The organism is Mesorhizobium sp. B1-1-8, from assembly GCF_006442795.2.
GTDB lineage: Bacteria > Pseudomonadota > Alphaproteobacteria > Rhizobiales > Rhizobiaceae > Mesorhizobium.
In genome coordinates this window covers 3,225,648-3,251,033 of sequence record NZ_CP083956.1, presented here as the reverse complement: position 1 = coordinate 3,251,033, position 25,386 = coordinate 3,225,648, and the positions used below count along the sequence as shown (strand labels likewise).

Below are 25,386 nucleotides of genomic sequence, written 5' to 3'. Positions count from 1 at the left end.
AGACAGTGTTCTGAGACGCCGCGCGTCATGCGGCTGGAGGACGAAAATGGACTCTGCTGCCACGAGCCAATCCGCCGCTGGAGCGAACGCGAAGGATGCGACCCTCATCTACCGGCAGTCGCGCTGGACGCGGCTGACGCATTGGCTGTGGGCGATCTCGCTGTTCTTCATGCTGCTGTCCGGCCTGCAGATCTTCAACGCCCGCCCGCAGCTCTATATCGGCAAGCAGTCGGGCTTCGGGTTCAACAACACCATCCTCGAGATCGGCGCAGAGAACACCAACAACGGCCCGCGCGGCTTCACCGCGATTTTCGGCCACCGTTTCGACACCACCGGCGTGCTCGGCTGGTCCGGCCCGCCCGGCCAGGAGACGCCGCGCGCCTTCCCCTCCTGGGCGACGATCCCCTCCTATTATGATCTCGGCACCGCCCGCGTCGTGCATTTCTTCTTCGCCTGGATCCTGACCACGACCTTGCTGGTCTGGCTGATCGCCGGGCTGGTCAACGGCCATATCCGCCGCGACCTTGCCCCGCGACTGGATGACCTGAAGCGCCTGCCGCGCGACGTCGTCGACCACGCCAAGCTGAAGTTCCACCACACGCGCGAATACAACACGCTGCAGAAAATGGCCTATGGCGGCGTGCTGTTCGTGCTTCTGCCGCTGATGATCATCACCGGCCTCGCTATGTCGCCAAGCATGGATTCGGTGCTGCCCTGGCTCAACGAAGTGCTTGGCGGCAGGCAGACGGCGCGCACCATCCATTTCACCGTCATGGTGCTGCTCGTCCTGTTCTTCATTGTTCACATCCTGATGATCCTGGCTGCCGGCCCGATCAACGAGCTGCGCTCGATCATTACCGGATGGTACCGCACCGACCCGCCCGCCAAGCACGACGAGCCGACCGAGAGGAGCGCCTGACATGCCGAAATTCCAGATCAGCCGCCGCAAGTTCCTCACCGCTGCCAGCCTCGGCCTCTCCGGCATCGCGCTATCCGGCTGCGATGCCTTCGACAGCGGCCTCGGCGTCGGCGACGGCCTGCGCAGCTTCCTTGAAAACGCCAACGGCCTGACCTGGCGGGCGCAGCATCTGCTCGCCGGCCGCGACAAGCTGGCGCCTGAATTCACAGAGGCGGACATCCGCCAGCCGCAGCGGCCGAACGGCTCCACCGCGCCCGACGACGACACCTACAAGGGTCTTCTCGCCAACAACTTCGCCGACTGGCGCCTGGAGGTTACCGGCCTGGTCGAGAAGCCGCTGTCGCTTACGCGCGAGCAACTGATGAACATGCCGAGCCGCACCCAGATCACCCGCCACGACTGTGTCGAAGGCTGGAGCTGCATCGCCAAATGGACCGGCACGCCGCTGTCGCTGGTGCTCGATCAGGCGGTGGTGAAGCCGCAGGCGCGCTACGTCATGTTTCACTGCCTCGACACGATCGAGCAAAGCCTGGCGGGCGACATCAAATATTACGGCTCCATCGACCTGATCGATGCCCGCCATCCGCAGACGATCCTGGCCTACGGCGTCAACGGCAAGCCGCTTCCGGTCGAAAACGGCGCTCCGCTTCGAGTTCGTGTCGAGCGTCAGCTCGGCTACAAGATGCCGAAATACGTCAACAAGGTCGAGCTGGTCGACAGCTTCGCCAATGTCGGCGGCGGCCGCGGCGGCTACTGGGAGGACAATGGCTACGACTGGTACGGCGGTATTTGATGGCCCCTCGCCTGCAGGCCGAGCACGATCTGTCGCCGAACGAATTGAATGCCCTCGAGGAACGCCTCGACAGCGACAACCGGCGCAAAACCGGCCGCGATGATGATCGAGGGCTGATCTTCGTCATCCGCGACAAAGCCGAACGCGCGGTCGGCGTTGCCGCCGGATATTCGTGGGCGGGAACCGCCGAGCTCAAATTGATGTGGATCGATGAAGCCTATCGAGGCCGTGGCTATGCCAGGGAGTTGATCGACGCTTTCATCGCCGAGGCCGCGGGTCGAGGTGTCAGGCGGATCTGGGTCTCAAGCCATGACTTCCAGGCGCCGGGTCTTTACGAGAAAGCAGGCTTCGAGCGCATGGCCGAATTTCCGGGATGGCCCGAAGGCCATTCGAACATTGTCCTTTGCAAGACGATAGCCGCCCGGCAGATGTGCTGAGAATCAGGTCAGGCCGGCATCACCAGAATATCGAAGCGCCGAGATGTCGCTGGGAGGTGACAAGGTGTCGCCGACGGGCTATGGATGGCGCGTCAAGGGCTCGGGCAACTGAGTCCTACCTGTTTGCGGGAGAGAGCAGCGCAAGCTGTCGCCGAAGGGGAAATCGCCCGAAATCTCTCAGGCAAAAGAACCGTTGACGGGAAAGACAACTCTGGAAAGTCGGGAATCTTCCCGCGCCGAAGGTGTAAGCGCTGCCGACAGAGTTACGGGGCGCGAGTCTCTCAGGCTTCAGACAGAGGGGCACGACTAGGCCGCCGGTCGCGGTCGATTGCGTGCGATTCTGGAGAAGACATGACGGGCGAAGACACCAGACACCTCCCCCTCGAGGATTTGCACAGCGCCGCCGGCGCCCGCTTTGGCGCTTTCGCCGGCTGGTCGATGCCGCTCACCTACCCGCCCGGCGTGATGAAGGAGCATCTCCACACCCGCGAGCATGCCGGCCTATTCGACATCTCGCACATGAAGCTGTTCGAGGTCAGCGGCCCCGGCGCCGCCGCGCTTCTTGACCGCGCCTGCCCGCTCGATGCCGGCGGGCTCGAAATCTCGCAGTCCAAATACACCTTCTTCCTCAATGAGGCCGCCGGCATTATCGATGACCTGATCGTCACAAGGCTCGGCGATCACCGCTTCATAGTCGTGGCCAATGCCGGCAACGCGGTCGAGGACGAGAAGCATCTTCGCACCCTGGCCGCTGATTTCGATGCCAGGGTGGAGCCGCTCGACCGCATCTTCCTCGCCATTCAGGGACCTGAGGCGTGGGCCGCCCTGTCGCGCGCCGGCATCGAGACCGGCTCGCTGCTGTTCATGCATGGCATCGAACCAAAGCAAAACTGGTTCATGAGCCGCTCCGGCTACACCGGCGAGGACGGCTTCGAGATCGGCCTGCCGGAAGCGGACGCCCGCGATCTCGTCGCCAAACTGCTCGAAGATGAACGCGTGCAGTGGATCGGGCTGGCCGCCCGCGACAGCCTGCGGCTGGAGGCCGGGCTCTGCCTGCACGGCCAGGACCTTACACCCGAGATCGATCCTGCCAGCGCCGGCCTGATGTGGGCAATCCCCAAGGAGATCCGCGCCGCCGGCGCCTTCATCGGCGTCGACGCCCTACGCTCGATCGTCGAGCGCGGCCCCTCGCAAAAGCGCGTCGGCCTGAAGCCGGATGGCCGCCAGCCGGTGCGCTCGGGTGCGGCGCTGGTCGATGCCGATGGTACTCCGGCCGGCCATGTCACCTCGGGTGGCTTCGGCCCCTCGGCGGCCCACCCGGTCGCCATGGGCTACGTCCACACAAGCCTGGCCAAGCCTGGCACAAAACTGTTCGCCGATGTCCGCGGCACGAAAATCCCGATCGACATCGCTTCCCTGCCCTTCACGCCGCATCGCTACCGCAAAGGATGAATCCCTGATGGCAAAGACCTATTTCACCGAAGATCATGAATGGCTGCGCGTCGAGGGCGGCGTCGCCACGGTCGGCATTACCGACTACGCGCAGGAGCAGCTCGGCGATCTCGTCTTCGTCGAACTGCCGGAAATTGGCCGCAAGCTCGCCAAGGGCGACACCGCCGTCGTCGTCGAATCCGTCAAGGCGGCTTCCGACGTCTACGCGCCGGTCGACGGCGAGATCACCGAAGCCAATGCCTCGCTGTCGGCCGACCCTTCGCTGGTCAATTCGGCGGCGACCGGCGACGGCTGGTTGTGGAAGATGAAGCTTGCCGATGAAGGCCAGCTCGAAGGCCTCCTGGATGAGGCCGGCTACAAAGTCCATATCGGTTGATACCAGGACAGACAAAATGACCGCAGTACCCACTCCCTTTTCGGCCCGCCATATCGGTCCCGGCCTCAACGACGTCAGAGCGATGCTGGCCGTCATCGGCGTGCCCTCGGTCGAGACGCTGATCAGCCAGGCCGTGCCGAGATCGATCCGCCTCGACTGGCCGCTGAACCTGCCCGAGCCGGTCAGCGAAGCCGAAGCTCTGGCTGAATTGTCGGCGGTCATGGCGAAGAACACGGTACTGAAGAGCTTCATCGGCGCCGGCTATCACGGCGTCTTTGTACCGCCGGTCATCCAGCGCAATTTGTTCGAGAACCCGGCCTGGTACACGGCCTACACGCCTTACCAGGCCGAGATCAGCCAGGGCCGGCTGGAGATGCTGTTCAATTTCCAGACCCTCGTCACCGAGCTCACCGGCCTGCCGGTGGCATCGGCCTCGCTGCTCGACGAGGCCACCGCGGTCGCCGAGGCGGTGGGAATTGCCTTGCGCCACCATCGCGACAAGCGCACCAAGGTGGCGCTCGCCGGTACGCCGCATCCGCAGACGCTGGACGTCGTGCGCACCCGCGCCGAGCCGCTCGGCATCGAGATCGACGGCGAGACCATAGATGACAACACCGCTGCCTTGCTCGTCTCATGGCCGGATACGTTCGGCGTCTATGGCGACCACAAAGCGGCGATCGAAAAGGCCCGCGCCATGGGCGCGCTGGTGGTCTTCATAGCCGACCCGCTCGGCCTGACGCTGACCGACGCACCGGCCAAGCTTGGCGCCGACATCGCTGTTGGCCCGATGCAGCGCTTCGGCGTGCCGATGGGTTTCGGCGGCCCGCACGCGGCCTATTGCGCCGTCTCCGACAAACTGACCCGTCTCATGCCCGGCCGCCTCGTCGGCCAGTCGATCGACAGCAAGGGCCGCCCGGGTTACCGGCTGGCGCTGCAGACACGTGAGCAGCACATCCGCCGCGACAAGGCCACCTCCAACATCTGCACCGCGCAGGCGCTCCTCGCCAATATGGCGACCGCCTACGCGATCTGGCACGGCCCAGCCGGCCTGCAGGCGATTGCCGAACGCGTCCATGGGCTGGCCAACCGCCTTGCCGAAGGGCTCAAGGCAGCTGGTGTATCAGTACTCGGCGCAAGCCGCTTCGACACGGTGACGGTTGAAGCGAAGGGCAAGGCGCATGCGATCGCCGCCGCCGCGGAAAAGTCCGGCCGGCTGCTGCGCGTCATCGACGCCGACCATGTCGGCATCGCCTTCGACGAGACCTCGACGGAAGCCGATCTGGAAGCGATCGCCGCGCTGTTCGGCGCCAAGGCAGCCGGCGCCGCCGACAGCACCATGCCCGGAAAAGGGCGCGGCAAGGGGTTTCTCACCCAGCCGGTCTTCCACGAGAACCGCTCCGAGACCGACATGATGCGGTTCTTGCGCCGGCTGGCCGACAAGGACCTTGCGCTGGACCGTGCCATGATCCCGCTCGGCTCCTGCACCATGAAGCTCAATGCCGCGGCCGAGATGATGCCGGTGAGCTGGCCGAGCGTCGCCAACATGCATCCCTTCGCGCCGGCCGGCCATTCGGCGGGCTATCGCGCCATGGTCGATGAGTTGGAAGGCTGGCTGTCGGAGATCACCGGCTTCGACGCGGTGAGCCTGCAGCCCAATGCCGGCAGCCAGGGCGAATATGCCGGACTGCTCGCCATCCGCGCCTATCACCGCTCGCGCGGCGAAGGCCATCGCACTGTCTGCCTGATCCCGTCCTCCGCGCATGGCACCAACCCGGCAAGCGCGGCGATGGCGGGCATGAGCGTCGTTGTCGTGCGCTGCCTGGACGACGGCAACATCGACATGGACGATCTGAGCGCCAAGGCCAACGAGCATTCCAGGAATCTCGCGGCGCTGATGTTCACCTATCCATCCACGCATGGCGTCTACGAGGAGGGCGCGCGTCACCTCTGCGCCCTCATCCATGAGCATGGCGGCCAGGTCTATTTCGACGGCGCCAATCTCAACGCCCTGGTCGGCCTTGCGCGACCCGGCGACATCGGCGCCGACGTCTGCCACATGAACCTGCACAAGACCTTCTGCATCCCGCATGGCGGCGGCGGTCCCGGCGTCGGCCCGATCGGCGTCAAGGCGCATCTCAAACCCTATCTGCCAGGCCATCTCACCGAAGGCTCGGGCCATGCCGTGGCGGCAGCCCCCTTCGGCAGCGCCTCCATCCTGCCGATCACCTGGATGTATATCCGCATGATGGGCGCTTCCGGCCTGAAGCAGGCGACGGAGACCGCCATCATCTCGGCCAATTATGTGGCGACGCGGCTCGCGCCGCACTTTCCGCTCCTCTATAAGGGCAGGAACGATCGCATCGCGCATGAATGCATCCTCGACACGCGCGTGCTCAAGGAAAGCGCCGGCATCAGCGTCGACGATGTCGCCAAGCGGCTGATCGACTACGGCTTCCACGCGCCGACCATGTCGTTCCCGGTCGCCGGCACGCTGATGGTCGAACCAACCGAGTCCGAGCCCAAGCGCGAGCTGGACCGCTTCTGCGAGGCGATGATCGCGATTGCCGGCGAAGCGGCGAAAGTGGCCAGGGGCGATTGGCCGCTCAACGACAATCCGCTGGTCAACGCGCCACATACCGCGGCGGAAGCGCTGGCCGGCGCCTGGACGCATCCCTACTCGCGGCTCGAGGCGGCTTATCCGGCGGGCGATGCCGATCTGGCGGCAAAGTATTGGCCGCCGGTCTCGCGCATCGACAATGTCGCCGGCGACCGCAACCTGGTCTGCTCCTGCCCGCCGCTGTCGGAATATCTCGGCGCCGCCGAATAACCGGCTTAACGCATGCCGCCCAAAGGTGTGAAGCTGTTTTGCGGGAACGACATGCGTAAAAAACAGAGGTTCAGGCCGAGCGCAGAGCTGGCCCGGCACCGGGCTGGCCGGTTTCGGCGCCAATGAGGACGCGGTTGCGCCCGGCGCGCTTGGCGGCGTAGAGCGCGGCGTCGGCGTCCGCCATCACCTCGTCGAGGGTCCGGCCATCGGCCACGCCGAAGCCCATGCCGCCGCTGACGGTGCTGCGCAGCGGGCCGTTGTCGGTCGGGACGATTTCGGTGCCGAAGGCGACGCCGATCCTGCTTGCCAGGTCGTGCGCCTTTTCCGGCGTGATGCGCGACATGACGAGTACGAATTCCTCACCACCCAACCGAAAGGCGTCGACGCCGGCCTTGCCGTATTTCCTGATCACGGCCGCGAAGCGGCAGAGAACCTTGTCGCCGACGGGATGGCCGAAGACGTCGTTGGTCCGCTTGAAATGGTCGAGATCGAACATGGCGATCGCCATGAACGGCCCGAAGCTGCGATCGCCGTAAAGCGACGTCAGCGCGCGCCGGTTCATCAGCCCGGTCAGCGGATCGGTCATGGTCTCGGCCTTGAGTTCGATCTGCGCCTGCAGATGGTGCAGCGACAGCGTCAGCGCGCCGAGGCCGGTCATGCAAGCAACCGCGACGACCGAGTTCAGTTGCTCGGCCCAATTATCGGGTGCTGCACCCAGCATCCACTGCCCACGGGCCAACAGCACCAGGCCGCACAGTGCGAAGGACACACCGCAGACGCCGCTCAGGAACGAAACGACCAGCAGGATTCGGCGGTCGTGGTCCCCCTTCATCCAGAACATTGTCCCGATCGCGGCGAGCAGCACTGTCACCGCCGCATAGGTGATGAGGAAGCCTATGCCGTCGAAGCCGAGATAGGTGACCGCGGCGCAGGCCGCCATTGCAGCCAACGTCGGCAGGATGGCGCGACGATAGTTGCGGATAACCAGATACTGCATTGCCGACAGGCAGAGGACGAGAAAACCCAAAGTAAGGAGCGCGAGCACGACCTGGCAGAGCCAGGGACTGGCATCCTTTGTGTAACGCCAGAACAGGACGACATGGGCAACCAGCACGAGCATGCCGCAGCCAACAGTGAGAACGAAGCGCGCCCGCGGCGTGGTGAGCCAGATCGCAAACATGGTGATGCTGAGGCATGTGCCCGACAGCCCCGCCGCAAGCAGGAGCGAACTGAAATCCAACATTGTTGAGCCGCAGCCTCTTGGGAGTCGTCAGTTACACGGCATTCTAGGTTAACGGCGGCGCGCTGACACCGTTTTCAGCTAACCTTTCGACCCAACCTTCCGGCAAGGTTTACAAAGCATCCACTAATATGTCTGCCAGGCACGACGACTAGAAACTTTTGGTTTATATTGAAACAGTTCTTTTCCACGAGCACGAGGCGATCCGCGCGAAAAACGGCATTCGCCCTATGCTGCACACCCGGTAAGCCGGCTGACAAGCGGGCGTCCGCCAACCGGAAATTCCGCCCTGTCGCTTTGATTTCGCCAATCGACAAACAGGAAATTGTACCCGAGGAACTTGTCCCGTTTCGCAGAAACGGCGTTCGACCGGTGGCCGGTGATTCGGGCGCAGCGATTCAACCCAAGCCTGATGGGCTAGCTCTTGTTCAGCAGTGCCAGATTGGCATCGACCACAGTCTGGTCGGCCATGCCGGCCCTGGCTTCGAGCAGCAGTGCCCTCGCCTGCTTCTTATTGCCGCGCAGCAGCTGCGAATAGCCCATATTGTTGACGATCTGCGGCTTGCGTCCGGCAACCTTCAGCAGCTGCGCATAGGCCCGGTCGGCGAAATCGAAGCGGCCGAGTTCGTCATAGGAAGCGGCAAGCCCCATCCAGGCCTCGGCATTGTCGGACTTGAGTTCCACAGCCTTGCGGAAATGCTGTTCGGCAAGGCCGAAATTCGCCTCGCGGAACTGCGCCTTGCCTTCCACCAGGTCGCTAGCGCTGATGTCCTTTGCCACCGGCTGGATCGCGGTGGTCTTGGTCGTGTCGACGTTGTTATTCGTCGTGCAACCGGTGATCGTCAAGACGGCCGCCAATGCCGCCGCTGCCGTGGAAAGTCTGTGACGCATGCTCCTGCCCCGTCGCCCGATTTGCCGGGTCGTTCTTCAAGAAAGACAATACAGCGCAGCCATTAAGCTTCGGTGCCGAAATGCAGCTAAATTTTTGTTGCCTGCAAAGGGAGCGTTAACCAGCGTCGTCGCCGCCAAGCCCTGCCTCGACTGGGATCAGGCCGGCCTCACCTGAATCCTCAGTGTGCGGCGGTCAGCTTAACAATGATCGGGATGATGGCGATCATCAGCACCACCGGCAGGATGCAGACCGTCACCGGCACCGACATCTTGGCCGGCAAGGCGTGGGCCTTCTCCTCGGCAAGTGACATGCGCTTGTGGCGCATTTCGTCGGAAAACACCCGCAGCGCCCCCGACAGGCTGGTGCCCAGCTCCTTCGACTGCTGCAAGAGCGTGGCGAAGGAGCGTACTTCGTCGAGGCTGAGGCGGTCTGCGAGCGCCTTCAGCGCATCGTCGAGGCTGCGGCCGGCCCGCAGTTCCAGCGACACCAGCTGCAGGTTCTGGCTGAGCGACGGATAGCTCCTGGCGAGCTCCTTCGAGACGCGCTCGATGCCGGCCTCCATGCTCATGCCGGCGTCGGAGCAGACGATCATCAGGTCCATGAAATCGGGGAAGCCGTTGCGGTATTCGCGCATCTTTTCCCGCACCTTCTGCGTCAATACCAGGCCCGGCAGGAAATAGCCGCCCGCCCCTGACAGGATGATGAAGGTCCAGCGGCTGGTCATCGTCGAGTCGGCGCTGGCGGCCCAGTGATTGACCAGAAACGCGCCGAGCGCCCCGCCGACCAAAGCGGCAAACCGGATCAGGAAGAACATGCCGACGGCGCGCGGCTCCATGTAGCCGGCCTGGATGAGTTTCATGCGCAGCCGGGCGACGTTCTCCGGATCGCTCTTGGCGTAGAACTCCTGCGCCCGCTTCACCGCCTTCTCGCGCACGGCGCTGGTGTTCTTCCTGGGCGCCGGCTCCGCCTGCTCGACCGGCCGGTTCACCTCGACTTTCAGCCGGCGCTTGACGTCGTTGCGATCGCCCTTGGCGACGACCAGTGGCCAGACCACCGCCCCGCCGCCCAATGCCAGCAAAAGCACCGCCAACGGCATCAGCGATGTCGGCGCAAGCGAGGCGAGAAAGCGGATGACGTCTTCCATCTCAGAACCTGAAATTCGACATCTTGAACATGATGGCATTGCCGAGCAGCAGCCACAGGATCGAGCCGCCCATCATGTACCAGGTCTTCGGCTCTCCCCAGACGCTCTGATAGAACTGCGGCATCAGCACCATGATGGCGGTGAACAAAAGCACCGGCACCGCGGTCAGGATGTAGGCCGAGATGCGGCCTTCGGTGGAAATCGCGCGCACCTTGCGGCGCAGCTTGCCGCGCTCGCGGATCGTCGACGCCAGCCCGTCTAGGATTTCGCGCAGATTGCCGCCCGAGCTGCTCTGGATCGACACGGCGGTGACGAACAGCGGCAGATCCTCGTGGCCGACGCGGTCGAACAGGCTGTTCAATGCCGATACCAGGTCCGAACCATAGGTCACCTCGTCGGCGATGACGCCGAACTCCGTGCCGATCGGGTCCGCCATTTCGCGCGCCACCATGGCGATTGCCACCGGCACCGGATGACCGGCTTTCAGGCCGCGTGTGATCAGCTCCAGGGCTTCCGGCAACTGTACGCCGAACCGCTTGAGCCGGCGCTTGCGCAGGAAGCGCATCGCCATCACCGGCAGCACCGGCAACAGCACGACGAGCAGTTCCAGGCCAAACAGCAACGACGCGCCATACCAGACGGCGACAAGCGCCAGCGCGAACGCCACGCCAGAGGTGATCATGAGAAATTTGGGCAGCGGCGTGGTCATGCCGGACTGCGTTCGCAAGGCGCGAAAGCGCTCGATGGAAAACACAGACGTGCCGGCTTCAAGCCCGCGCTCCTTGCGCAGCTGGATCAGCACCTGTTCCTGGCTGATCTTGTTTTCCTGCAGCTTCATGCGGCGGTTGATCGCCGTACGCTTGTCGCTGCGTCCGGCATAGAGCAGAAAGCATCCTTCGGCGATCATGATGCCGGTGAGCGCTGCCGCGGCGTAGACGGCGTAGATCGGGCTGAACCCCTCGAACACCTTCTACTCCTGCGGACGGCCGGGTTCGAAATATTTGCCCGGAAATTCGATGCCCATGTTGCGCAGGTCCTCGAGGAAGCGCGGACGAATGCCCGTCGCCTCGAAATGACCGAGGATCTTGCCGTCCGCCTCCATGCCGGTGCGCACGAAACGGAAGATCTCCTGCATCTGGATGACGTCGCCTTCCATGCCCGTCACTTCGGCAACGCTGGTCACCTTGCGCTTGCCGTCCGACAGACGCGTCAGCTGGACGATGAGGTCGAGCGCGCTGGCGATCTGGCTGCGGATCGACTGCACCGTCATCGGCATGCCGGTCATGCCGAGCATCTGCTCCAGGCGCGAGATGGCGTCGCGCGGCGTGTTGGCGTGGATGGTCGCCATCGAGCCTTCATGGCCGGTGTTCATCGCCTGCAGCATGTCGAAGGCTTCCTCGCCGCGGCACTCGCCGAGGATGACGCGGTCCGGGCGCATGCGCAGCGCGTTCTTGACCAGGTCGCGCTGCTTCAGCTCGCCATGGCCCTCGATGTTGGCCGGGCGCGTTTCCATGCGCGCGACATGCGGCTGCTGCAATTGCAGCTCGGCGGCGTCCTCGATGGTGATCAGGCGTTCGTCTTCCGGGATGAACGCCGACAGCGCATTGAGCATCGTCGTCTTGCCGGTGCCGGTGCCGCCGGAGATGATCGTGGTCTTGCGGGCGTGCACGGCCGCCGCCAGCACCTCGGCCATGTTCTGGGTGATGGCGCCGAATTCGACCAGCCTGTGCAGGCCGAGCTTGTTCTTGGAGAACTTGCGGATCGACACCAGCGGCCCGTCGACGGCGACCGGCCGGATGGCGGCGTTGAAGCGCGAGCCGTCGAGCATGCGGGCGTCGACCATCGGCTGCGATTCATCGACGCGCCGGCCGACCGCGGCAACGATTTTGTTCACGATGCGAAGCAGATGCGCCTCGTCCTTGAACGGGATGCTGACCTGCTGCAGCTTGCCGCGCCTTTCGACGAAGCAGTTCTGATGCCCGTTGATCAGGATATCATTGATCTCGGGATCCTTGAGCAGCGGCTCCAGCGGGCCGAGGCCGACCATCTCGTCGACGATATCGTCGACCAGCGCGTCGAGCTCGGCGGTGTTGATCGCCATCCGCTCGTGACGTGTCTTTTCCGAGACGAATTCATGCACCTGACGACGCATCTCGTCCTTCGGCAGCCGTTCCAGCGCGACGAGGTTGATTTCCTCGAGCAGCATGCGGTGGATACGCACGCGCGCGTCGAGCACCTTGTTGGCGCTCTTGGCGGGTGCGGCTTCCGGCTTCGGCGCCGCCGGCTTGCGCGTGGTCGGAATGACCACGGCTTGCTGCTGCGCGACCGGCGCGGCCTCTGGCGCGCGCTGCGGGCGGGCGTCGCGGTTCTGCAGGGTGGAAAAGCGGCTGGTCATCCGGCCTTCCTCTTCAGCAGGCCCTTGCCGAGGCCGAACAGCGATTTCGACTTCGCCGCCGTCGCCACGGCTTCCTCGGGCAGGATGATCTTCTTCAGATCGTTGACGACATTGGCGTTGGGATCGATGTCGTGCAGCGGCACGCCGCGATCGACAGCCTCGCGCACCAGCCGGTAGTTGTTGGAAATGCCGCCGATGAAATGCTCGCCGAGGATGTCCTGGACGTCGGCCTGCTTGATGCCGTTGTCGAACATCTTCTGCTCGAAGCGGTTGACGATGACGTTCGGCTTCACTTCCTTGCCGGCCGTTTCATAGATGGCCTGGATGAGGCGCTGCGTGTGGCGCAGGCAAGGCACCGTCATCTCGGCGACGATGTAGAGCTTGTTGGAGCCGAGCAGCACCGTCTCCGTCCACGGGAACCAGGTGCGCGGCATGTCGATCACTACATTGTCGAAATAGGCCGACACCAGATCGAGCATGCGCACCACGACATCGGTCTTGAACGAGCGCATTTCCGAGGGGCGCGTCGGTGCGGCCAGCACGCAGAGCCCGCTTGCATGCTTGGACAGCATCACATCGAGCAGCTGCCGATCGAGACGCTCGGGCTGGTTTTCGATTTCGGTGATGTCGAAGCGCGGCTCGAGGTCGAGATATTCTGCACAGGCGCCCTGCTGGAAGTTGAGGTCGACCACGCAGGTCGAGGCGCCGCGCGTCACCGAATGATGCAGCTGGAAGGCGGTCTGCAGGGCAAGCGTGGTGGTGCCGACGCCGCCGGCGGCCGGCATGAAGGTGTAGATTTGCGATTCGGTGTTTTCTTCCCGCCCCGGGCCCTGCAGCGCGCGGATGACGGAGCGCACCAGATCGGCGGTGGTGATCGGCTTGACCAGGAAGTCGGCGACCTGGAGCTGCACCAGGATGCGCACCGCCGCCGCGTTGAATTCCTGGGTGACGACGACAACCGGAATACGGCCTTCCAGCCGGCGCATGACGCGCTGCAGCGATTCGATTTCCTCGAGCTTCGCCGCATCCATATCGACGATGAGGGTGCCGAAATCCGCCTCCAGAACTTCACCGCGAAGCTCGTTGACGCTCTTTTCAATCGTCAAAAGCTCGATCACTTCGGAAGCGGCGAAAGCCGTCCGCGTATCCTGCGAGAACGTCCTGTCGGTGGAAACGAGCAGGATCTTCTTGGTCTTTGTGGCGGATGCCATGATCGTCAGTCCATCAGCTCAAATCAATTGGATGTCGTCGACGTCGGCGGCTGGGCGGCTTTCTCGCCGGCCGCCTGGTCGGCGGCGCTGGCCGTAGAACTCGGCCGGTTGGCCGGCACCAGAAGCCTGGTATTCTGGACACCGTACTTCCACGGGTCGACCATCTGCATGGCCGTGTTGGAGGCTTGCGCGTTGCCGGCGGCCGGCGTCACGCCTTCGGTGCGGATATAGTCGTCGCTGGTGCATCCGCCGGCAAAACCGGCGATCAGCAGAGCGATGCAAAGAGCTGGCCGCATGGCTTCAATCCTTCGGCAGGTCGAGGAAGTGGCCCGACGTGGTGGCCGCGACCGGGCGGGCGGTGCTGCCGTCGGCCAGCGTCACCGAGCGCTTGGGCGCCGAGGCGTTCACTTCCTCGGTGTTGTTCAGGAAGTAATCGACATTGCTCGCCGGCCGCGTGCCGTCGGTCGGCTCGACCATCTTCTTCGACGGATCGACCGGCTTGACCAGATAAGGCGTGACGATGATCACCAGGTCGGTCTCGCGCCGCTGATAGGATTTCGAGGAGAACAGCGGACCCAGCACCGGCAGCTTGCCGAGGCCCGGCAGGCGCGAGGTGGTGATGTCGTTCTGCGACTGCAGCAGGCCGGCGATCATGAAGCTCTGGCCGTTCTTCAGGTCGATGGAGGTTCTGGCGCGGCGAACGATGAAGCCCGGCACCGAAATCTCGCCGATATTGTAGGAGGCCGATGCATCGATCGAGGAGACTTCCGGCGCGATGTCGAGGCTGACCAGTCCGTCCTTCAGCACGGTCGGGGTGAAATCGAGGCTGACGCCGTATTTCTTGTAGCTGACGCTGATCTTGCCGTTGTCTTCGGAAACCGGGATCGGGAATTCGCCGCCGGCAAGAAAGCTCGCCGTCTGGCCGGAGCGGGCGATCAGGTTCGGTTCGGCCAGCCGCCTGGCGAGGCCGCGCTCTTCCAGCGCCTTGATGGCGACATCGATCGAAAGGCCGTTCGACAGCAGCCGGCCGATGATCTCGCCATTGCCCGCCGCCGGGATATCGCCCGGATCGATCTTCACGTCCCGGCCACCCAGGCCATAGGCGAAATTGGCGCTGTATTTGGCGCCCAGATCCTGTCCCGCCTGACGATTGATTTCGACGAAGCGGACATTGAGCTGCACCTGCTGCGAAGACGAGATGTTGACCGAATTGATCACTTCCTCGGTGCCGGAAAAACGCGACGCGATCTTGCTTGCTTTCTCGGCCGCGACCGCATCGTCGGCCTCGCCCGACAGCACCACGCGGCCGTTGGCGGAACCCACCTTGATCTTGGCGTCCGGCACGCTGGCACGGATGGTGTTTGCGAGCTGATCGGTGTCCAACGTCACCTCGATGTCGATGGTGCCGACAAGCTGCTTGTTCTGGTCGAACAGCGCGATGCCGGTGGTGCCGAGATTGTTGCCCAGCACATAGAAGGATTTATCGGTCAGCGGATTGACGTTGGCGATCTCCGGATCGCCGATGACGATCTGGTAGAAGGCGGCGCTCGTCATGATCGTCTTCGGCTTGCCCTTGGCTACCTTGATCGAGGCGTTCTTGTTGGCCGAGACGTAGACGATGTCATTGTCCGCCCTGGCCGGCGCGCTGAAACCCGGAATTGCCAGCGGGATCGCCAACGCGGCCGCGCGCAAGAGGCGCCATCCCTTGGTCGTCAAGAATGCATCAAACCCAAACATTGTCCGTCCCCGACCGGTCCCCACCGGCTATTGCTGCGGTTCCCGCGAAGGAACCTTGTATTCCTCGACCTTGTCGCCGCGCGTCACGATCACCGTCCTGAATTTTGGTTCTTCCGGCTCCTTCGCCACCGCGTCGACCAGCGAGTTGACGCTCGCCTGCGCGCTCGCGGCGACCGAGCCGCCGAAGGACGAGATGGTGGTGAGCCCGCCATTGTTGGCGCTGGCGTCGGCAGCGGAACGCAAGGACAGCGACAAGGTGCCCACGGTGCGGGCTAGCGCGACCTTCTGCGCGCCTTCGTTCGTCACCTCGATGGTCACGGAATTGGCAACCTGCGGTTCGGTCTTGCGCTCGTCGGCGCCCTGCCCGACCGAAAGCACCTTGACGTCGGAGACGACGATTTCCGACGTGATCGTCGAGCCGGATGCGCCTTGCGCGTTCTTAGCCACTTCCTGGATCTCGCCGGCATCGCGCGTCAAAACGACGTCCACCCGGTCCCCCGGCGTGATGAAGCCGCCGACGCCGGCGATCTCGTCGGTGCGGATGGTGACGGCACGCATGCCGGGCGACAACATGTTGGAAAGCGTGGCGCGGCCATTCGGGCCCGACAGCTTGGTGAGCAGCACCGGCTCGTTGACCTCGATCGGCGACAGCACGACCCGGCTGCCTTCGGCGAGCAGCTTGTCGATGGTCGCAAAAGCGCCCTGCGGCAGGGAATCCTGCGGCCAAGGAATCTCGGTGACTTGCGAGCGGGCGAGCTCCATGCCGTAGCGCAGCGGCGCACTCGCCACCACGATGGTCTTGAACTCGACCTTGGGCTGCGGCGCGACCACCGTCACCACCTTCGCCTCGGTCTCGGCTTTCGCCTGGCTCTTGACCCAGAAGTCGGCGGCAAAGATCGAGATCGCGCCAAAAACGGCGGCGATGCCGATCATCGTTATGGCCCTGCCCCTCACACCGAAACCCCTGACGCCCGTGGTCTTTTATTTGCGGCCACGCTATGCGCCATTGTTAAAGATTCAGGAATCCCGGGATGTACGGAGCGCCCTATTTCGGCCGACTTGGTTATCGAATGGTTTTGGAATAAGAGACACTTTGATCCCTGAACGGAACAGGAACCTCGTTCGCCCGCCAAAAGCGTGGCAGTATCGAGGAGTGATTCGCGCTATCGGACTTAAATGGCCAGCATGGACGACAGAAACGATCTTTTCGGCGACCTGGGAAAGCAGCCGCAGCCGGTGCGCGCGCCGTCGCGTCCGGCCGACCCGCTGGTGCAGGCCGCGAAGCGTCCCGCCGCCTCGCGTGACGGCTCAGAAGGTTACAGCGCCGCCGACATCGAGGTGCTGGAAGGGCTGGAGCCGGTGCGGCGGCGCCCCGGCATGTATATCGGCGGCACCGACGCCAAGGCGATGCACCATTTGTTCGCCGAAGTCATCGACAATTCGATGGACGAGGCCGTTGCCGGCCACGCCACCTTCATCGACGTCGAGCTCTCGGCCGACGGCTATCTGACCGTCACCGACAATGGCCGCGGCATCCCTGTCGATCCGCATCCGAAGTTCAAGAAGCCGGCGCTCGAAGTGATCATGACGACGCTACATTCGGGCGGCAAGTTCGACAGCAAGGTCTACGAGACCTCCGGCGGCCTGCACGGCGTCGGCGTCTCTGTCGTCAATGCGCTTTCCGATCACCTGGAGGTCGAAGTCGCACGCGGCCGCCAGCTCTATCGCCAGCGTTTTTCGCGCGGTATCCCGGTGAGCGGGCTGGAGCATCTCGGCGAAGTGCACAACCGCCGCGGCACCAGAACCCGCTTCCATCCCGACGAGCAGATATTCGGCAAGGGCGCCGCCTTCGAGCCGGCGCGGCTTTACCGCATGACGCGCTCGAAAGCCTATCTGTTCGGCGGCGTCGAGATCCGCTGGACCTGTGATCCGTCGCTGATCAAGGATAAGGATCCAACACCGGCCAAGGCCGAGTTCCATTTCCCCGGCGGCCTGAAGGATTATCTCAAGGCCACGCTCGGCGACGAATTCCAGGTCACGCGCGAGGTTTTTGCGGGAAAAGGCGACAAGCAAGGCGGCCACGGCTCGCTGGAATGGGCGGTGACCTGGTTCGGCGGCGACGGCTTCATCAATTCCTACTGCAACACCATCCCGACCGGCGAAGGCGGCACGCATGAGGCCGGCTTCCGCAACGTTCTCACTCGCGGCTTGCGCGCCTATGCCGATCTCGTCGGCAACAAGCGCGCCTCGATCGTCACCGCGGAAGACGTCATGATCTCGGCCGCCGGCATGCTGTCGGTGTTCATCCGCGAGCCGGAATTCGTCGGCCAGACCAAGGACCGGCTGGCGACCATCGAGGCGATGCGCATCGTCGAGAGCGCCATCCGCGATCCGTTCGACCATTGGCTTGCCGACAACCCGCAGGAAGCCTCAAAACTGCTTGAATGGGTGATCGCGCGCGCCGACGAGCGGGTGCGCCGGCGCCAGGAAAAGGAAGTCTCGCGCAAGAGCGCGGTGCGCAAACTCAGGCTGCCCGGCAAGCTCGCCGACTGCACGCAGAACGCCGCAGCGGGCGCCGAGCTTTTCATCGTCGAGGGCGACTCGGCCGGCGGCTCGGCCAAGCAGGCACGCGACCGCGCCAGCCAGGCGGTGTTGCCGCTGCGCGGCAAGATCCTCAACGTCGCCAGCGCCGGCAACGACAAGCTTGCCGCCAACCAGCAGATTTCCGATCTGATCCAGGCGCTCGGCTGCGGCACGCGCTCGAAATACCGCGACGAGGATCTGCGCTACGACCGCGTCATCATCATGACCGACGCCGATGTCGACGGCGCCCATATCGCTTCGCTGCTGATCACCTTCTTCTATCAGGAGATGCCGAACCTGATCCGCGGCGGCCATCTCTATATGGCGGTGCCGCCGCTCTATTCGATCCGCCAGGGGGGCAAGGTGGCTTACGCCCGCGATGATGCGCACAAGGACGAGCTCTTGCGCACCGAATTCACCGGGCGCGGCAAGGTCGAGATTGGTCGCTTCAAGGGGCTGGGCGAGATGATGGCGTCGCAGCTCAAGGAGACCACCATGGACTCAAGGAAGCGCACGCTTCTGAGGGTCGATGTGAGCGAGGGCGAGGCCGGGGCGGCGACCAAGGATGCCGTCGACGCACTGATGGGCACCAAGCCCGAGGCGCGCTTCCGTTTCATCCAGGAGCGCGCCGAGTTCGCCGAAACGGACGTGCTGGATATCTGAGCGCCGACTGGTCCATAACAGGCTCCGGCATGGAGACTTGAATGTGACCTGGGCGTGGCTGAAAGCGCTTGTCGAGATACCGCTGAGCGGCCTGACGCAGCCGACGCGCTCCGACTGGATCTTTGCTCTGCGCACGGTCTCAGCCGGGCTGATCGCGCTTCTCGCCGCCTACGCGCTCAAGCTCGACCATCCGCAATGGGCGATGATGACGGTGTTCATCGTCGCCCAGCCGGTCGCCGGCATGGTACTGGCGAAAGGCTTCTACCGGCTGCTCGGCACGTTGGCCGGTGGCCTCGCGGCCGTCGGCATTACGTCCGTCTTCGGCAGCAACCCCTGGCTGCTGGTCACGGTGCTGGCGCTATGGATCGGCCTCTGCACGCTGGTTTCGTCCTTGCTGCGCAATCCGGAGGCCTATGGCGCCGCCCTTGCCGGCTATACCGCGATGATCATCAGCCTGCCGGCGTTCGGCCAGCCGCATCTCGTCGTCGATCTTGCCATCGCGCGCTGCGCAGAGATCGTGCTCGGCATCGTTTGCGCCGGCGTCACCAGCCGGCTGATCCTGCCCAAGCTTGCGGCCGACGCCATTATCTCGAGGCTGAAGCGCAGCATTCTCGACCTCGCCGACTATGCCGGTGGCGCCTTTTCCGGCGGCGATCCGGCAAACCTTGCCGCGCTCCAGCGTAAGCTGATCGCCGATGCCCAGACGCTCGCGGAGATGCGCACATATGCGCGGCTGGAGGCGCCGAGCTTCGCCACCCGCGCCCACCCGGTCCGCCGCACCATAGGACAGCTGCTGTGGGCGCTCTCGGCGGCACGCGCCCTGCACAGCCACCGCAGACCGAAGAACGCAGCGCTCATTCCCATGCGCAGCGAATTGAAAGCCTTCGTCGGTGAACTGGCGGCGACGCCCGGCGCGCTCGATGACACGGGGCCATGGGTGGCACGGCTCGATGCGATCGCAGCCAAGGCCAGGGAGATGCCCGAACTGCCTAACGATACCGGTCCCAACGATGACAGCGAAGACAAGGTCGGCACCATCACCCGACTGACCATCGCCGGCGACTTCGCCGAAGCGCTGAAGCAGGTGATGCGCGGCCTTGACGCGCTTCGTTCGCCCGTCTCCCGGAAATCGAGCGAGCGAGGCCAGCCGGCGTTGGTCGTCCACCGCGACTACCAGGCCGCATGGCGCAATGCCGTGCGCGCCGCGCTGGCGACGCTGCTGGTGGCGATCTTCTGGCTGACGACCAAATGGTCGGAAGCGGCCGGCACCGTCATCCTCGTCGCCGTCGTCTCCAGCCTGTTCGCCTCGCGCCCCGATCCGGTCCAGTCGGCCTGGGGCTTTTTCACCGGAACCCTGCTGGCGCTGCCCTTTGCCTTTCTCGTCGGCCAAGTTGCACTGCCGGCGCTGCCCGGCTTCGGCTGGTTCACCCTCTTTGTCGTGCCGATCCTCGTGCCTGCGGCCCTCGGCATGGCCAATCCGCGCCATGTCGGCGTGGCGACTGCCTTTGCCATCAACTTCCTCGCTTTCCTCAGCCCGCATCAGGCCATGACCTACGACCCGGTGCCGTTCTTTGCCGGATCGGCCTCGATCCTGGTCGGCATCCTTATCGCCATCAGCGTCTTCATCGTCGTGCTGCCTGCCGATCCCTGGGTCACCGTCAGCCGTATCTCGCAGGCGATGCGGGAGGATCTGGCGCGCCTTTGCCTGCATGAGCGCATTCCCCGGCGCTCGGCCTTCGAAAGCCTTGCCTATGACCGTATCAACCAGCTGATGCCACAGCTTCAGCAGACAGGCCGAAAGGGCGATCCCATCCTGGGCGGCAGCATCGCCGCCGTCACCGTCGGGCTGGAGGTGCTGCGGCTGCGCAATGCTCAGTTGAGCGCGAGCGTTCCGCGCGAGACGGTGGAGTCGATCGGCAATTTCCTGCGCGGTCTGGCGCGGGAATTGCTGTTCCGTAAGCCTGAGGAGCCGCGAAGCTCGACCATCGACGTTGCGCGGCAATACGCGGCCGGCATCGCCGAACGCAGCGATCAGGCCGAAATGTTGCAGATCGCTGCATCGCTGCGCATCATTGCCGCGGCGATGGAGGATTATCCGGATTTTTTTGCGAGGGGTCGATCTTAGACAGCTCAGGGCGTGTCGAGATTCAGGTCAGGCCCTAGTCGGGCTCGAAGACGGGCGGAAGAGGCGCAGCAATCGCAACGGCTCAAGGCCGGTCCGGACGGTTTTTAGCTATGCGCGGAGACCAAACAGAGGTGCCCGTTAGTTTGAGCTCCAAGTTCCCACGAGCAAACGAAAGTTGCCTCCTGCGTTCGCTCTTCCTGCTATCCTGGCGACAAGGAGGTAGCGCGATGAGCGAGAACCGCAAGTTAGCCGCAATCCTGGCTGCAGACGTAGTCGGATACAGCCGGCTCGCTAACGAGGACGAAGACCGGACTTTGGCGCGGTTGCGCGCACTGCGGAGCGATTTGATCGATCCGACCATCGCCGTGCACAAAGGTCGTGTGATCAAACGCACGGGGGACGGGGCGCTAGTCGAGTTCCGCAGTGTCGTGGATGCCGTGCGTTGCGCCATCGAGGTGCAAAACGGCATGCTCGAGCGCAATGCCGGCGTGGCTCCGGACCGCCGCATCGAATTCCGTATCGGTATCCATCTGGGCGACGTGGTCGAAGAAAGCGACGGCGACCTGATGGGTGACGGCGTCAATATCGCTTCGCGTCTGGAGGGCGTCGCGGCGCCCGGGTCCATCTGCCTCTCGGAGGATGCCTATCGTCAGGTCAGGGCGAGGCTCGACCTCTCGGTTACCGACCTCGGCAACACGCACCTCAAGAATATCGCCGAGCCCATCAGGGTTTATTCGCTTCAGGTTGGCACCGTCAGGTCGACGACGATCCCACCGTCGGAATTTGGGACGAGCCATCGGACTAGGTCGACACCGCCGACGCTGTCGGTAGCGGTCCTACCGCTGGTCAATATGAGTGGTGATGCAGAGCAGACGTTCTTCACCGACGGACTGACGGAAGACATCATTACCGATCTATCGAATGTGCCTGGATTCTTCGTTATCGCCCGCAATTCCACCTTTGCCTACAGGGGCAAATCCATCGATGTGCGCCAAATTGCCCACGATTTAGGGGTGAAATACATCCTTGAAGGTAGCGCGCGTCGCTCGGCCGAGCGTCTCCGGATCAATGTCCAGTTGATTGATGCCGCGGGCGGTGGAAATCATGTCTGGGCTGAACGCTTTGATCGCGATCTTGCCGATATTTTCGTGGTTCAGGACGAGGTCACGCGTCGTGTCGTGCAAGCTATTTCCGGCAGGATCGGCATGAATAAGATCTCTACCCGTTCCAGGCCGTCAAATCTCGAAGCTTATGATCTTTGCGTTAGATCACGAGAAAAATGGGCTATGTCGAAGTCTGAAAACAGAGAGGCGCTTTCAGCATTGGAACGTGCGATTGCACTTGATCCAAACTATTGCGAGGCGCACGGCAATCTTGCGGTTTCGCTGCTTTTTGGCTGGATTAATTGGGGAGAACCACGAATCCCCTACCAAGCAAATGCTTTGATGCACGCACAACGGGCGGTGGAGATCGATCCAAATGATTCAGACGCTTGTAGTGCGCTTGGATACGTTCAGCTATACGAGCGCAATTGGGATGAAGCAAAATCACTTTTAGAACTTGCCACTCGACTCAACCCAAATAACGCAAACGCAGGGATATGGCTAGCTGAGCTTCACGTCTACTTGGGCAAGCCGCAAGACGCGTTGAAAGCTTGCGCTGAGGCTCTTCTTCTAAATCCCCGTCCGCACCACGCCTACTATTGGGTGTTGGGAATGGCACAATTTGCTGCGGGTCAGTACGAAGAGGCTATAGCGACTTTGAGCCGGGATGAAACATATGGAACCGGTTCAAGGGTAAACCTGATACCTGCGCTTGCATTAGCAAGCCGCGTGCCCGAAGCACGGGAGGAGGCCCGTCTTTTCCTTGCTGGGAATCCAGGCTGGAAAATCGCTGATTTTACGACGAACTTGCCTTTTAAGAGTATGAATGCTGCGGAGCCCTTCGTCGAAGGCTGGCGTCTAGCTGGTATGCCAGACTAGTTACGCCGCCGCGATCGCCAGCGCGTGCCCGCGCGCGTTTTCGCGCAGCGCGTCGAGATGGATCGATTTGACCAGGCCGGCAAGATCGCCCTCCGCCGATTGGCCGCCAAGCTCCTTCAGCATCAACCAGCTCACTTCCTGCACGCCGGCGACGCGTTTGCCGTTGGCGACCTCGCGCCACACTTTGAGCGCACGCAGGATGATGCCGTGCGTGGCCGTGGCGAGGCCGGCGTTGCGGAACAGCGCCTGCAGCGCCACATCGTGCCCGCCGGCCAGCAGCGCTCTCACCCGCTGTTCGGACTGCTGTGCGAGCGCCACCAATGTCGAGCCGAAGAAGTCGACCTTGCCATGCGCGATGGTGCGGATGATGAAGCTTGCGGTGAGATCGCCGCGTAGCCGCAGGTGCTCGATCAGTGCTGCATGCTCTTCGGCGCGCGTGCCCTCGATCAATGTCACCGACGCCTTCACGCAGGCGTCGCGCATGAAGCGATCGGCGCGTGCCGCTCCCATCAGCGCCAGCACCAGCGGCGAGCCCTTCAGCGTCTCGCCGAGCTTGACCAAAAGCATGTGCCGGCAATCGGCGGGCAGGCGACGATCGGCAATCAGCGCCTCGCGCACCAGCGGCAGGTGGCCGTGCCGCTCGGCCATCCGGCGGAAGCTCAGCGACGCGATGTCGGCGCCGCTGTTGGCAACCAGCGTCACGCACGCCTCCGGTTCGCCGATCTCGGCGATTGCAGCGGCAAGCGACATCGAGACGACGGGGCGGTTGGCTATGAGCTTCTGGGTGGCCTTCTGGCCGCTGGCGACGCGGTCGATGAGGTCGGCATCTGTAAGCAAGGGCGAACGCGCCAGCACCAGCGCCGCCACTTCCGGTTGGTCGGAGGCCAGCGCGGCAATCACTTGCGGCGGCGCGTGGTGGCTCATCGACAGCGCTTCCGCCAGCGCCAGCCGCACCTTTGACGAGGGGTCGTCGAGCAGCAGCGTGAGCGCCGCCTCGGCGGCGCAGCGATCCTCGAACGGCAGGTCGGAATTTATGTAGGCGCGGGCCAGCGCGCTTGCGGCGGCGGCCCGCTCGGAAACCCTTGCCGTATCAATCCATTTTAGAAAATGCGAAACAATCATGCCGACCAGCTTGCGCCCCTTGCCGGAATATTCCGGGCCCCGTTGAAACCGTAGGCTGGAAATGGTTTACGAACGGTTCACCATGTTTATTAACTGGCTTGCGAGCGGGGTGCGCAGCGCCTATCAACCGCCGATCGGTGGAGGAGATCGACATGGCCGGGCTTTATCTCGAAGAGTTCGTCGTCGGCCATGTCTTCCGCCACCCGCTGCGCAAGACCGTTACCGAGAGCGATAACATGCTGTTTTCGGTGATGACGCTGAACCCGCAGCCGCTGCACATCGATTTCGACTTCGCCGCCAAGAGCGAATGGGGCAAGCCCTTGGTCAATTCGCTGTTCACGCTCGGCCTGATGATCGGCATTTCGGTGAACGACATCACTGTCGGCACTACCGTCGCCAATCTCGGCATGAAAGAGACCGTCTTCCCGCACCCCGTCTTCCACGGCGACACGATCCGGGTCGAGACCACGGTCGTTTCGGTGCGCGAGTCCAGGTCGAAACCGGATCGCGGCATCGTCGAATTCGAGCACCGCGCCTACAATCAGAACGACATGCTGGTCGCCAAATGCACAAGGCAGGCGATGATGCTGAAGAGGGCCGCCTGATGCGCTCGCTGCTCTTCGTGCCCGGCGATTGCGAGCGCAAGCTGGAAAAGGGTTTTGGCGCTGGCGCCGACGTGGTCATCGTCGACCTGGAGGATTCGGTCGCGCCCGCCAACAAGGTTTCCGCGCGCAAGGTCGCGGCCAGCTTCATCTCGAACCAAAGACAACAGACAAGCTCCGCCATCTATGTGCGGGTCAACGACCTCTCGACCGGCCTGACCGACGACGATCTCGCAGCGCTGGTTCCGGCAAGGCCTGACGGCATCATGCTGCCGAAGTCGAACAGCGGCCAGGATGTCCAGCAGCTTGCGGCAAGGCTGAGGGTGCGGGAAGCCGAGAACGGGCTGCCCGACGGCGGCATCAAAATCCTGCCGATCATCACCGAGACCGCTGCCGGCGTGCTTGCCGCTGCAAGCTATGCCGGATCAAGCGCCCGGCTTGCCGGGCTGACCTGGGGTGCCGAGGACTTGTCGGCGGCGATCGGCGCCCGTTCGGCGCGCGACGAGAGCGGTCGTTACACCGATGTCTTCCGCTTGGCGCGCACCATGACCATCCTCGCGGCTGGCGCGGCCGAAGTGGTTGCAATCGACACCGTCTTTCCGGATTTTCGCGACATGGCCGTCTTCGAGGCCGAATGCCGCGAGGCCGAGCGCGACGGTTTCACCGGCAAAATGGCGATCCATCCGGCGCAGGTGCCGGTGATCAATGCCGCTTTCACGCCGTCAGCCGAGGCGGTTCGACGGTCGCAGGCGATCGTCGATGCCTTTGCCGCGGCGGGAAATCCCGGCGTCGTCGGCATCAACGGCAAGATGTATGACCGGCCGCATCTGCGTCTGGCCGAACGGCTCCTGGCGCGCGCCACGGCGGCGGGGGTTCTGCTCTAGCT

Annotated in this window: 21 protein-coding genes and 1 riboswitch; of the genes, 11 read left to right on the top strand and 10 right to left on the bottom strand. The window is 63.6% G+C overall.

Features of this window, described 5'->3' with window-relative positions; translation table 11 throughout:
• The first annotated feature begins 46 nt into the window (after positions 1-46).
• From FJ974_RS15715 to gcvP, 6 genes are all read left to right on the top strand, one after another.
• Positions 47-919: a cytochrome b/b6 domain-containing protein gene (locus FJ974_RS15715; protein WP_140532833.1), complete on the top strand. Its 873-nt coding sequence runs from the start codon at positions 47-49 to the stop codon at positions 917-919.
• 1 nt (position 920) lies between these two features.
• Entirely contained in the window at positions 921-1,712 is a 792-nt protein-coding gene (locus tag FJ974_RS15710) for a molybdopterin-binding protein (RefSeq protein ID WP_140532832.1), read from the top strand.
• The gene (locus tag FJ974_RS15705) at positions 1,712-2,149 is read left to right on the top strand and encodes a GNAT family N-acetyltransferase (protein ID WP_140532831.1); all 438 of its coding nucleotides are present in this window, start codon (positions 1,712-1,714) and stop codon (positions 2,147-2,149) included. Before FJ974_RS15710 ends, FJ974_RS15705 begins: the two co-directional genes overlap by 1 nt.
• 116 nt (positions 2,150-2,265) lie before the next feature.
• A riboswitch (glycine riboswitch) is annotated at positions 2,266-2,352 on the top strand.
• A gap of 148 nt (positions 2,353-2,500) precedes the next feature.
• Complete coding sequence (gene gcvT / locus FJ974_RS15700; RefSeq protein ID WP_140532830.1) at positions 2,501-3,601, top strand: glycine cleavage system aminomethyltransferase GcvT; 1,101 nt, start codon at positions 2,501-2,503, stop codon at positions 3,599-3,601.
• A 7-nt stretch (positions 3,602-3,608) separates the two neighbouring features.
• Positions 3,609-3,977 (top strand): glycine cleavage system protein GcvH, encoded by a 369-nt coding sequence (gene gcvH / locus FJ974_RS15695; protein ID WP_140532829.1) that lies wholly within the window; start codon positions 3,609-3,611, stop codon positions 3,975-3,977.
• Positions 3,978-3,993: 16 nt separating this feature from the next.
• The gene (gene gcvP / locus FJ974_RS15690; RefSeq protein ID WP_140532828.1) at positions 3,994-6,804 is read left to right on the top strand and encodes an aminomethyl-transferring glycine dehydrogenase; all 2,811 of its coding nucleotides are present in this window, start codon (positions 3,994-3,996) and stop codon (positions 6,802-6,804) included.
• A gap of 70 nt (positions 6,805-6,874) precedes the next feature.
• Here gcvP and FJ974_RS15685 read toward each other — a convergent pair whose 3' ends face one another.
• The 9 genes from FJ974_RS15685 to cpaB form a co-directional block, all read right to left on the bottom strand.
• The gene (locus FJ974_RS15685) at positions 6,875-8,047 is read right to left on the bottom strand and encodes a GGDEF domain-containing protein (protein ID WP_140532827.1); all 1,173 of its coding nucleotides are present in this window, start codon (positions 8,045-8,047) and stop codon (positions 6,875-6,877) included.
• A gap of 414 nt (positions 8,048-8,461) precedes the next feature.
• Positions 8,462-8,935 (bottom strand): tetratricopeptide repeat protein, encoded by a 474-nt coding sequence (locus FJ974_RS15680; protein ID WP_140532826.1) that lies wholly within the window; start codon positions 8,933-8,935, stop codon positions 8,462-8,464.
• A gap of 179 nt (positions 8,936-9,114) precedes the next feature.
• Entirely contained in the window at positions 9,115-10,080 is a 966-nt protein-coding gene (locus tag FJ974_RS15675) for a type II secretion system F family protein (RefSeq protein ID WP_140532825.1), read from the bottom strand.
• Position 10,081: 1 nt separating this feature from the next.
• Positions 10,082-11,047 (bottom strand): type II secretion system F family protein, encoded by a 966-nt coding sequence (locus tag FJ974_RS15670; RefSeq protein WP_140532824.1) that lies wholly within the window; start codon positions 11,045-11,047, stop codon positions 10,082-10,084.
• A 3-nt stretch (positions 11,048-11,050) separates the two neighbouring features.
• Entirely contained in the window at positions 11,051-12,475 is a 1,425-nt protein-coding gene (locus FJ974_RS15665) for a CpaF family protein (protein ID WP_140532823.1), read from the bottom strand.
• Entirely contained in the window at positions 12,472-13,686 is a 1,215-nt protein-coding gene (locus tag FJ974_RS15660) for an AAA family ATPase (protein WP_140532822.1), read from the bottom strand. The genes FJ974_RS15665 and FJ974_RS15660 overlap by 4 nt, the downstream gene beginning before the upstream one ends.
• Before the next feature lie 23 nt (positions 13,687-13,709).
• Positions 13,710-13,982, bottom strand: a complete 273-nt coding sequence (locus FJ974_RS15655) for a hypothetical protein (RefSeq protein ID WP_140532821.1) — start codon at positions 13,980-13,982, stop codon at positions 13,710-13,712.
• Positions 13,983-13,986: 4 nt separating this feature from the next.
• Entirely contained in the window at positions 13,987-15,402 is a 1,416-nt protein-coding gene (locus tag FJ974_RS15650) for a type II and III secretion system protein family protein (protein WP_413468310.1), read from the bottom strand.
• A gap of 48 nt (positions 15,403-15,450) precedes the next feature.
• Positions 15,451-16,356 (bottom strand): Flp pilus assembly protein CpaB, encoded by a 906-nt coding sequence (cpaB, locus tag FJ974_RS15645; protein ID WP_140532819.1) that lies wholly within the window; start codon positions 16,354-16,356, stop codon positions 15,451-15,453.
• 252 nt (positions 16,357-16,608) lie between these two features.
• On the opposite strand from cpaB, the gene parE reads away from it, so the two are divergent.
• The 3 genes from parE (at position 16,609) to FJ974_RS15630 (ending at position 22,776) form a co-directional block, all read left to right on the top strand.
• On the top strand, positions 16,609-18,669 hold the full coding sequence (gene parE, locus FJ974_RS15640; protein WP_140532818.1) for a DNA topoisomerase IV subunit B: 2,061 nt from the start codon (positions 16,609-16,611) through the stop codon (positions 18,667-18,669).
• Between the two features lie 43 nt (positions 18,670-18,712).
• On the top strand, positions 18,713-20,794 hold the full coding sequence (locus FJ974_RS15635) for an FUSC family protein (RefSeq protein ID WP_140532817.1): 2,082 nt from the start codon (positions 18,713-18,715) through the stop codon (positions 20,792-20,794).
• A gap of 227 nt (positions 20,795-21,021) precedes the next feature.
• A complete protein-coding gene (locus FJ974_RS15630; RefSeq protein WP_140532816.1) occupies positions 21,022-22,776 on the top strand; it encodes an adenylate/guanylate cyclase domain-containing protein in 1,755 nt (584 codons plus the stop codon).
• On the opposite strand, the gene FJ974_RS15625 is transcribed toward FJ974_RS15630, so the two are convergent.
• Complete coding sequence (locus tag FJ974_RS15625) at positions 22,777-23,898, bottom strand: DUF2336 domain-containing protein (protein ID WP_140532815.1); 1,122 nt, start codon at positions 23,896-23,898, stop codon at positions 22,777-22,779.
• Between the two features lie 152 nt (positions 23,899-24,050).
• Between FJ974_RS15625 and FJ974_RS15620 the strand changes: the two genes are divergently transcribed.
• On the top strand, positions 24,051-24,503 hold the full coding sequence (locus FJ974_RS15620) for a MaoC family dehydratase (protein ID WP_140532814.1): 453 nt from the start codon (positions 24,051-24,053) through the stop codon (positions 24,501-24,503).
• Positions 24,503-25,384, top strand: a complete 882-nt coding sequence (locus FJ974_RS15615; protein WP_140532813.1) for an HpcH/HpaI aldolase/citrate lyase family protein — start codon at positions 24,503-24,505, stop codon at positions 25,382-25,384. The genes FJ974_RS15620 and FJ974_RS15615 overlap by 1 nt, the downstream gene beginning before the upstream one ends.
• The last annotated feature ends 2 nt before the right edge of the window (positions 25,385-25,386 follow it).

What these genes read in the sequence shown, in the direction of transcription:
- FJ974_RS15715 (WP_140532833.1), top strand. Translation starts at nt 47, where the DNA reads ATGGACTCTGCTGCCACGAGCCAATCCGCCGCTGGAGCGAACGCGAAG.
- FJ974_RS15710 (WP_140532832.1), top strand. Translation starts at nt 921, where the DNA reads ATGCCGAAATTCCAGATCAGCCGCCGCAAGTTCCTCACCGCTGCCAGC.
- FJ974_RS15705 (WP_140532831.1), top strand. Translation starts at nt 1,712, where the DNA reads ATGGCCCCTCGCCTGCAGGCCGAGCACGATCTGTCGCCGAACGAATTG.
- gcvT (WP_140532830.1), top strand. Translation starts at nt 2,501, where the DNA reads ATGACGGGCGAAGACACCAGACACCTCCCCCTCGAGGATTTGCACAGC.
- gcvH (WP_140532829.1), top strand. Translation starts at nt 3,609, where the DNA reads ATGGCAAAGACCTATTTCACCGAAGATCATGAATGGCTGCGCGTCGAG.
- gcvP (WP_140532828.1), top strand. Translation starts at nt 3,994, where the DNA reads ATGACCGCAGTACCCACTCCCTTTTCGGCCCGCCATATCGGTCCCGGC.
- FJ974_RS15685 (WP_140532827.1), bottom strand. Translation starts at nt 8,047, where the DNA reads ATGTTGGATTTCAGTTCGCTCCTGCTTGCGGCGGGGCTGTCGGGCACA.
- FJ974_RS15680 (WP_140532826.1), bottom strand. Translation starts at nt 8,935, where the DNA reads ATGCGTCACAGACTTTCCACGGCAGCGGCGGCATTGGCGGCCGTCTTG.
- FJ974_RS15675 (WP_140532825.1), bottom strand. Translation starts at nt 10,080, where the DNA reads ATGGAAGACGTCATCCGCTTTCTCGCCTCGCTTGCGCCGACATCGCTG.
- FJ974_RS15665 (WP_140532823.1), bottom strand. Translation starts at nt 12,475, where the DNA reads ATGACCAGCCGCTTTTCCACCCTGCAGAACCGCGACGCCCGCCCGCAG.
- FJ974_RS15660 (WP_140532822.1), bottom strand. Translation starts at nt 13,686, where the DNA reads ATGGCATCCGCCACAAAGACCAAGAAGATCCTGCTCGTTTCCACCGAC.
- FJ974_RS15655 (WP_140532821.1), bottom strand. Translation starts at nt 13,982, where the DNA reads ATGCGGCCAGCTCTTTGCATCGCTCTGCTGATCGCCGGTTTTGCCGGC.
- cpaB (WP_140532819.1), bottom strand. Translation starts at nt 16,356, where the DNA reads ATGATCGGCATCGCCGCCGTTTTTGGCGCGATCTCGATCTTTGCCGCC.
- parE (WP_140532818.1), top strand. Translation starts at nt 16,609, where the DNA reads ATGGACGACAGAAACGATCTTTTCGGCGACCTGGGAAAGCAGCCGCAG.
- FJ974_RS15630 (WP_140532816.1), top strand. Translation starts at nt 21,022, where the DNA reads ATGAGCGAGAACCGCAAGTTAGCCGCAATCCTGGCTGCAGACGTAGTC.
- FJ974_RS15625 (WP_140532815.1), bottom strand. Translation starts at nt 23,898, where the DNA reads ATGATTGTTTCGCATTTTCTAAAATGGATTGATACGGCAAGGGTTTCC.
- FJ974_RS15620 (WP_140532814.1), top strand. Translation starts at nt 24,051, where the DNA reads ATGGCCGGGCTTTATCTCGAAGAGTTCGTCGTCGGCCATGTCTTCCGC.
- FJ974_RS15615 (WP_140532813.1), top strand. Translation starts at nt 24,503, where the DNA reads ATGCGCTCGCTGCTCTTCGTGCCCGGCGATTGCGAGCGCAAGCTGGAA.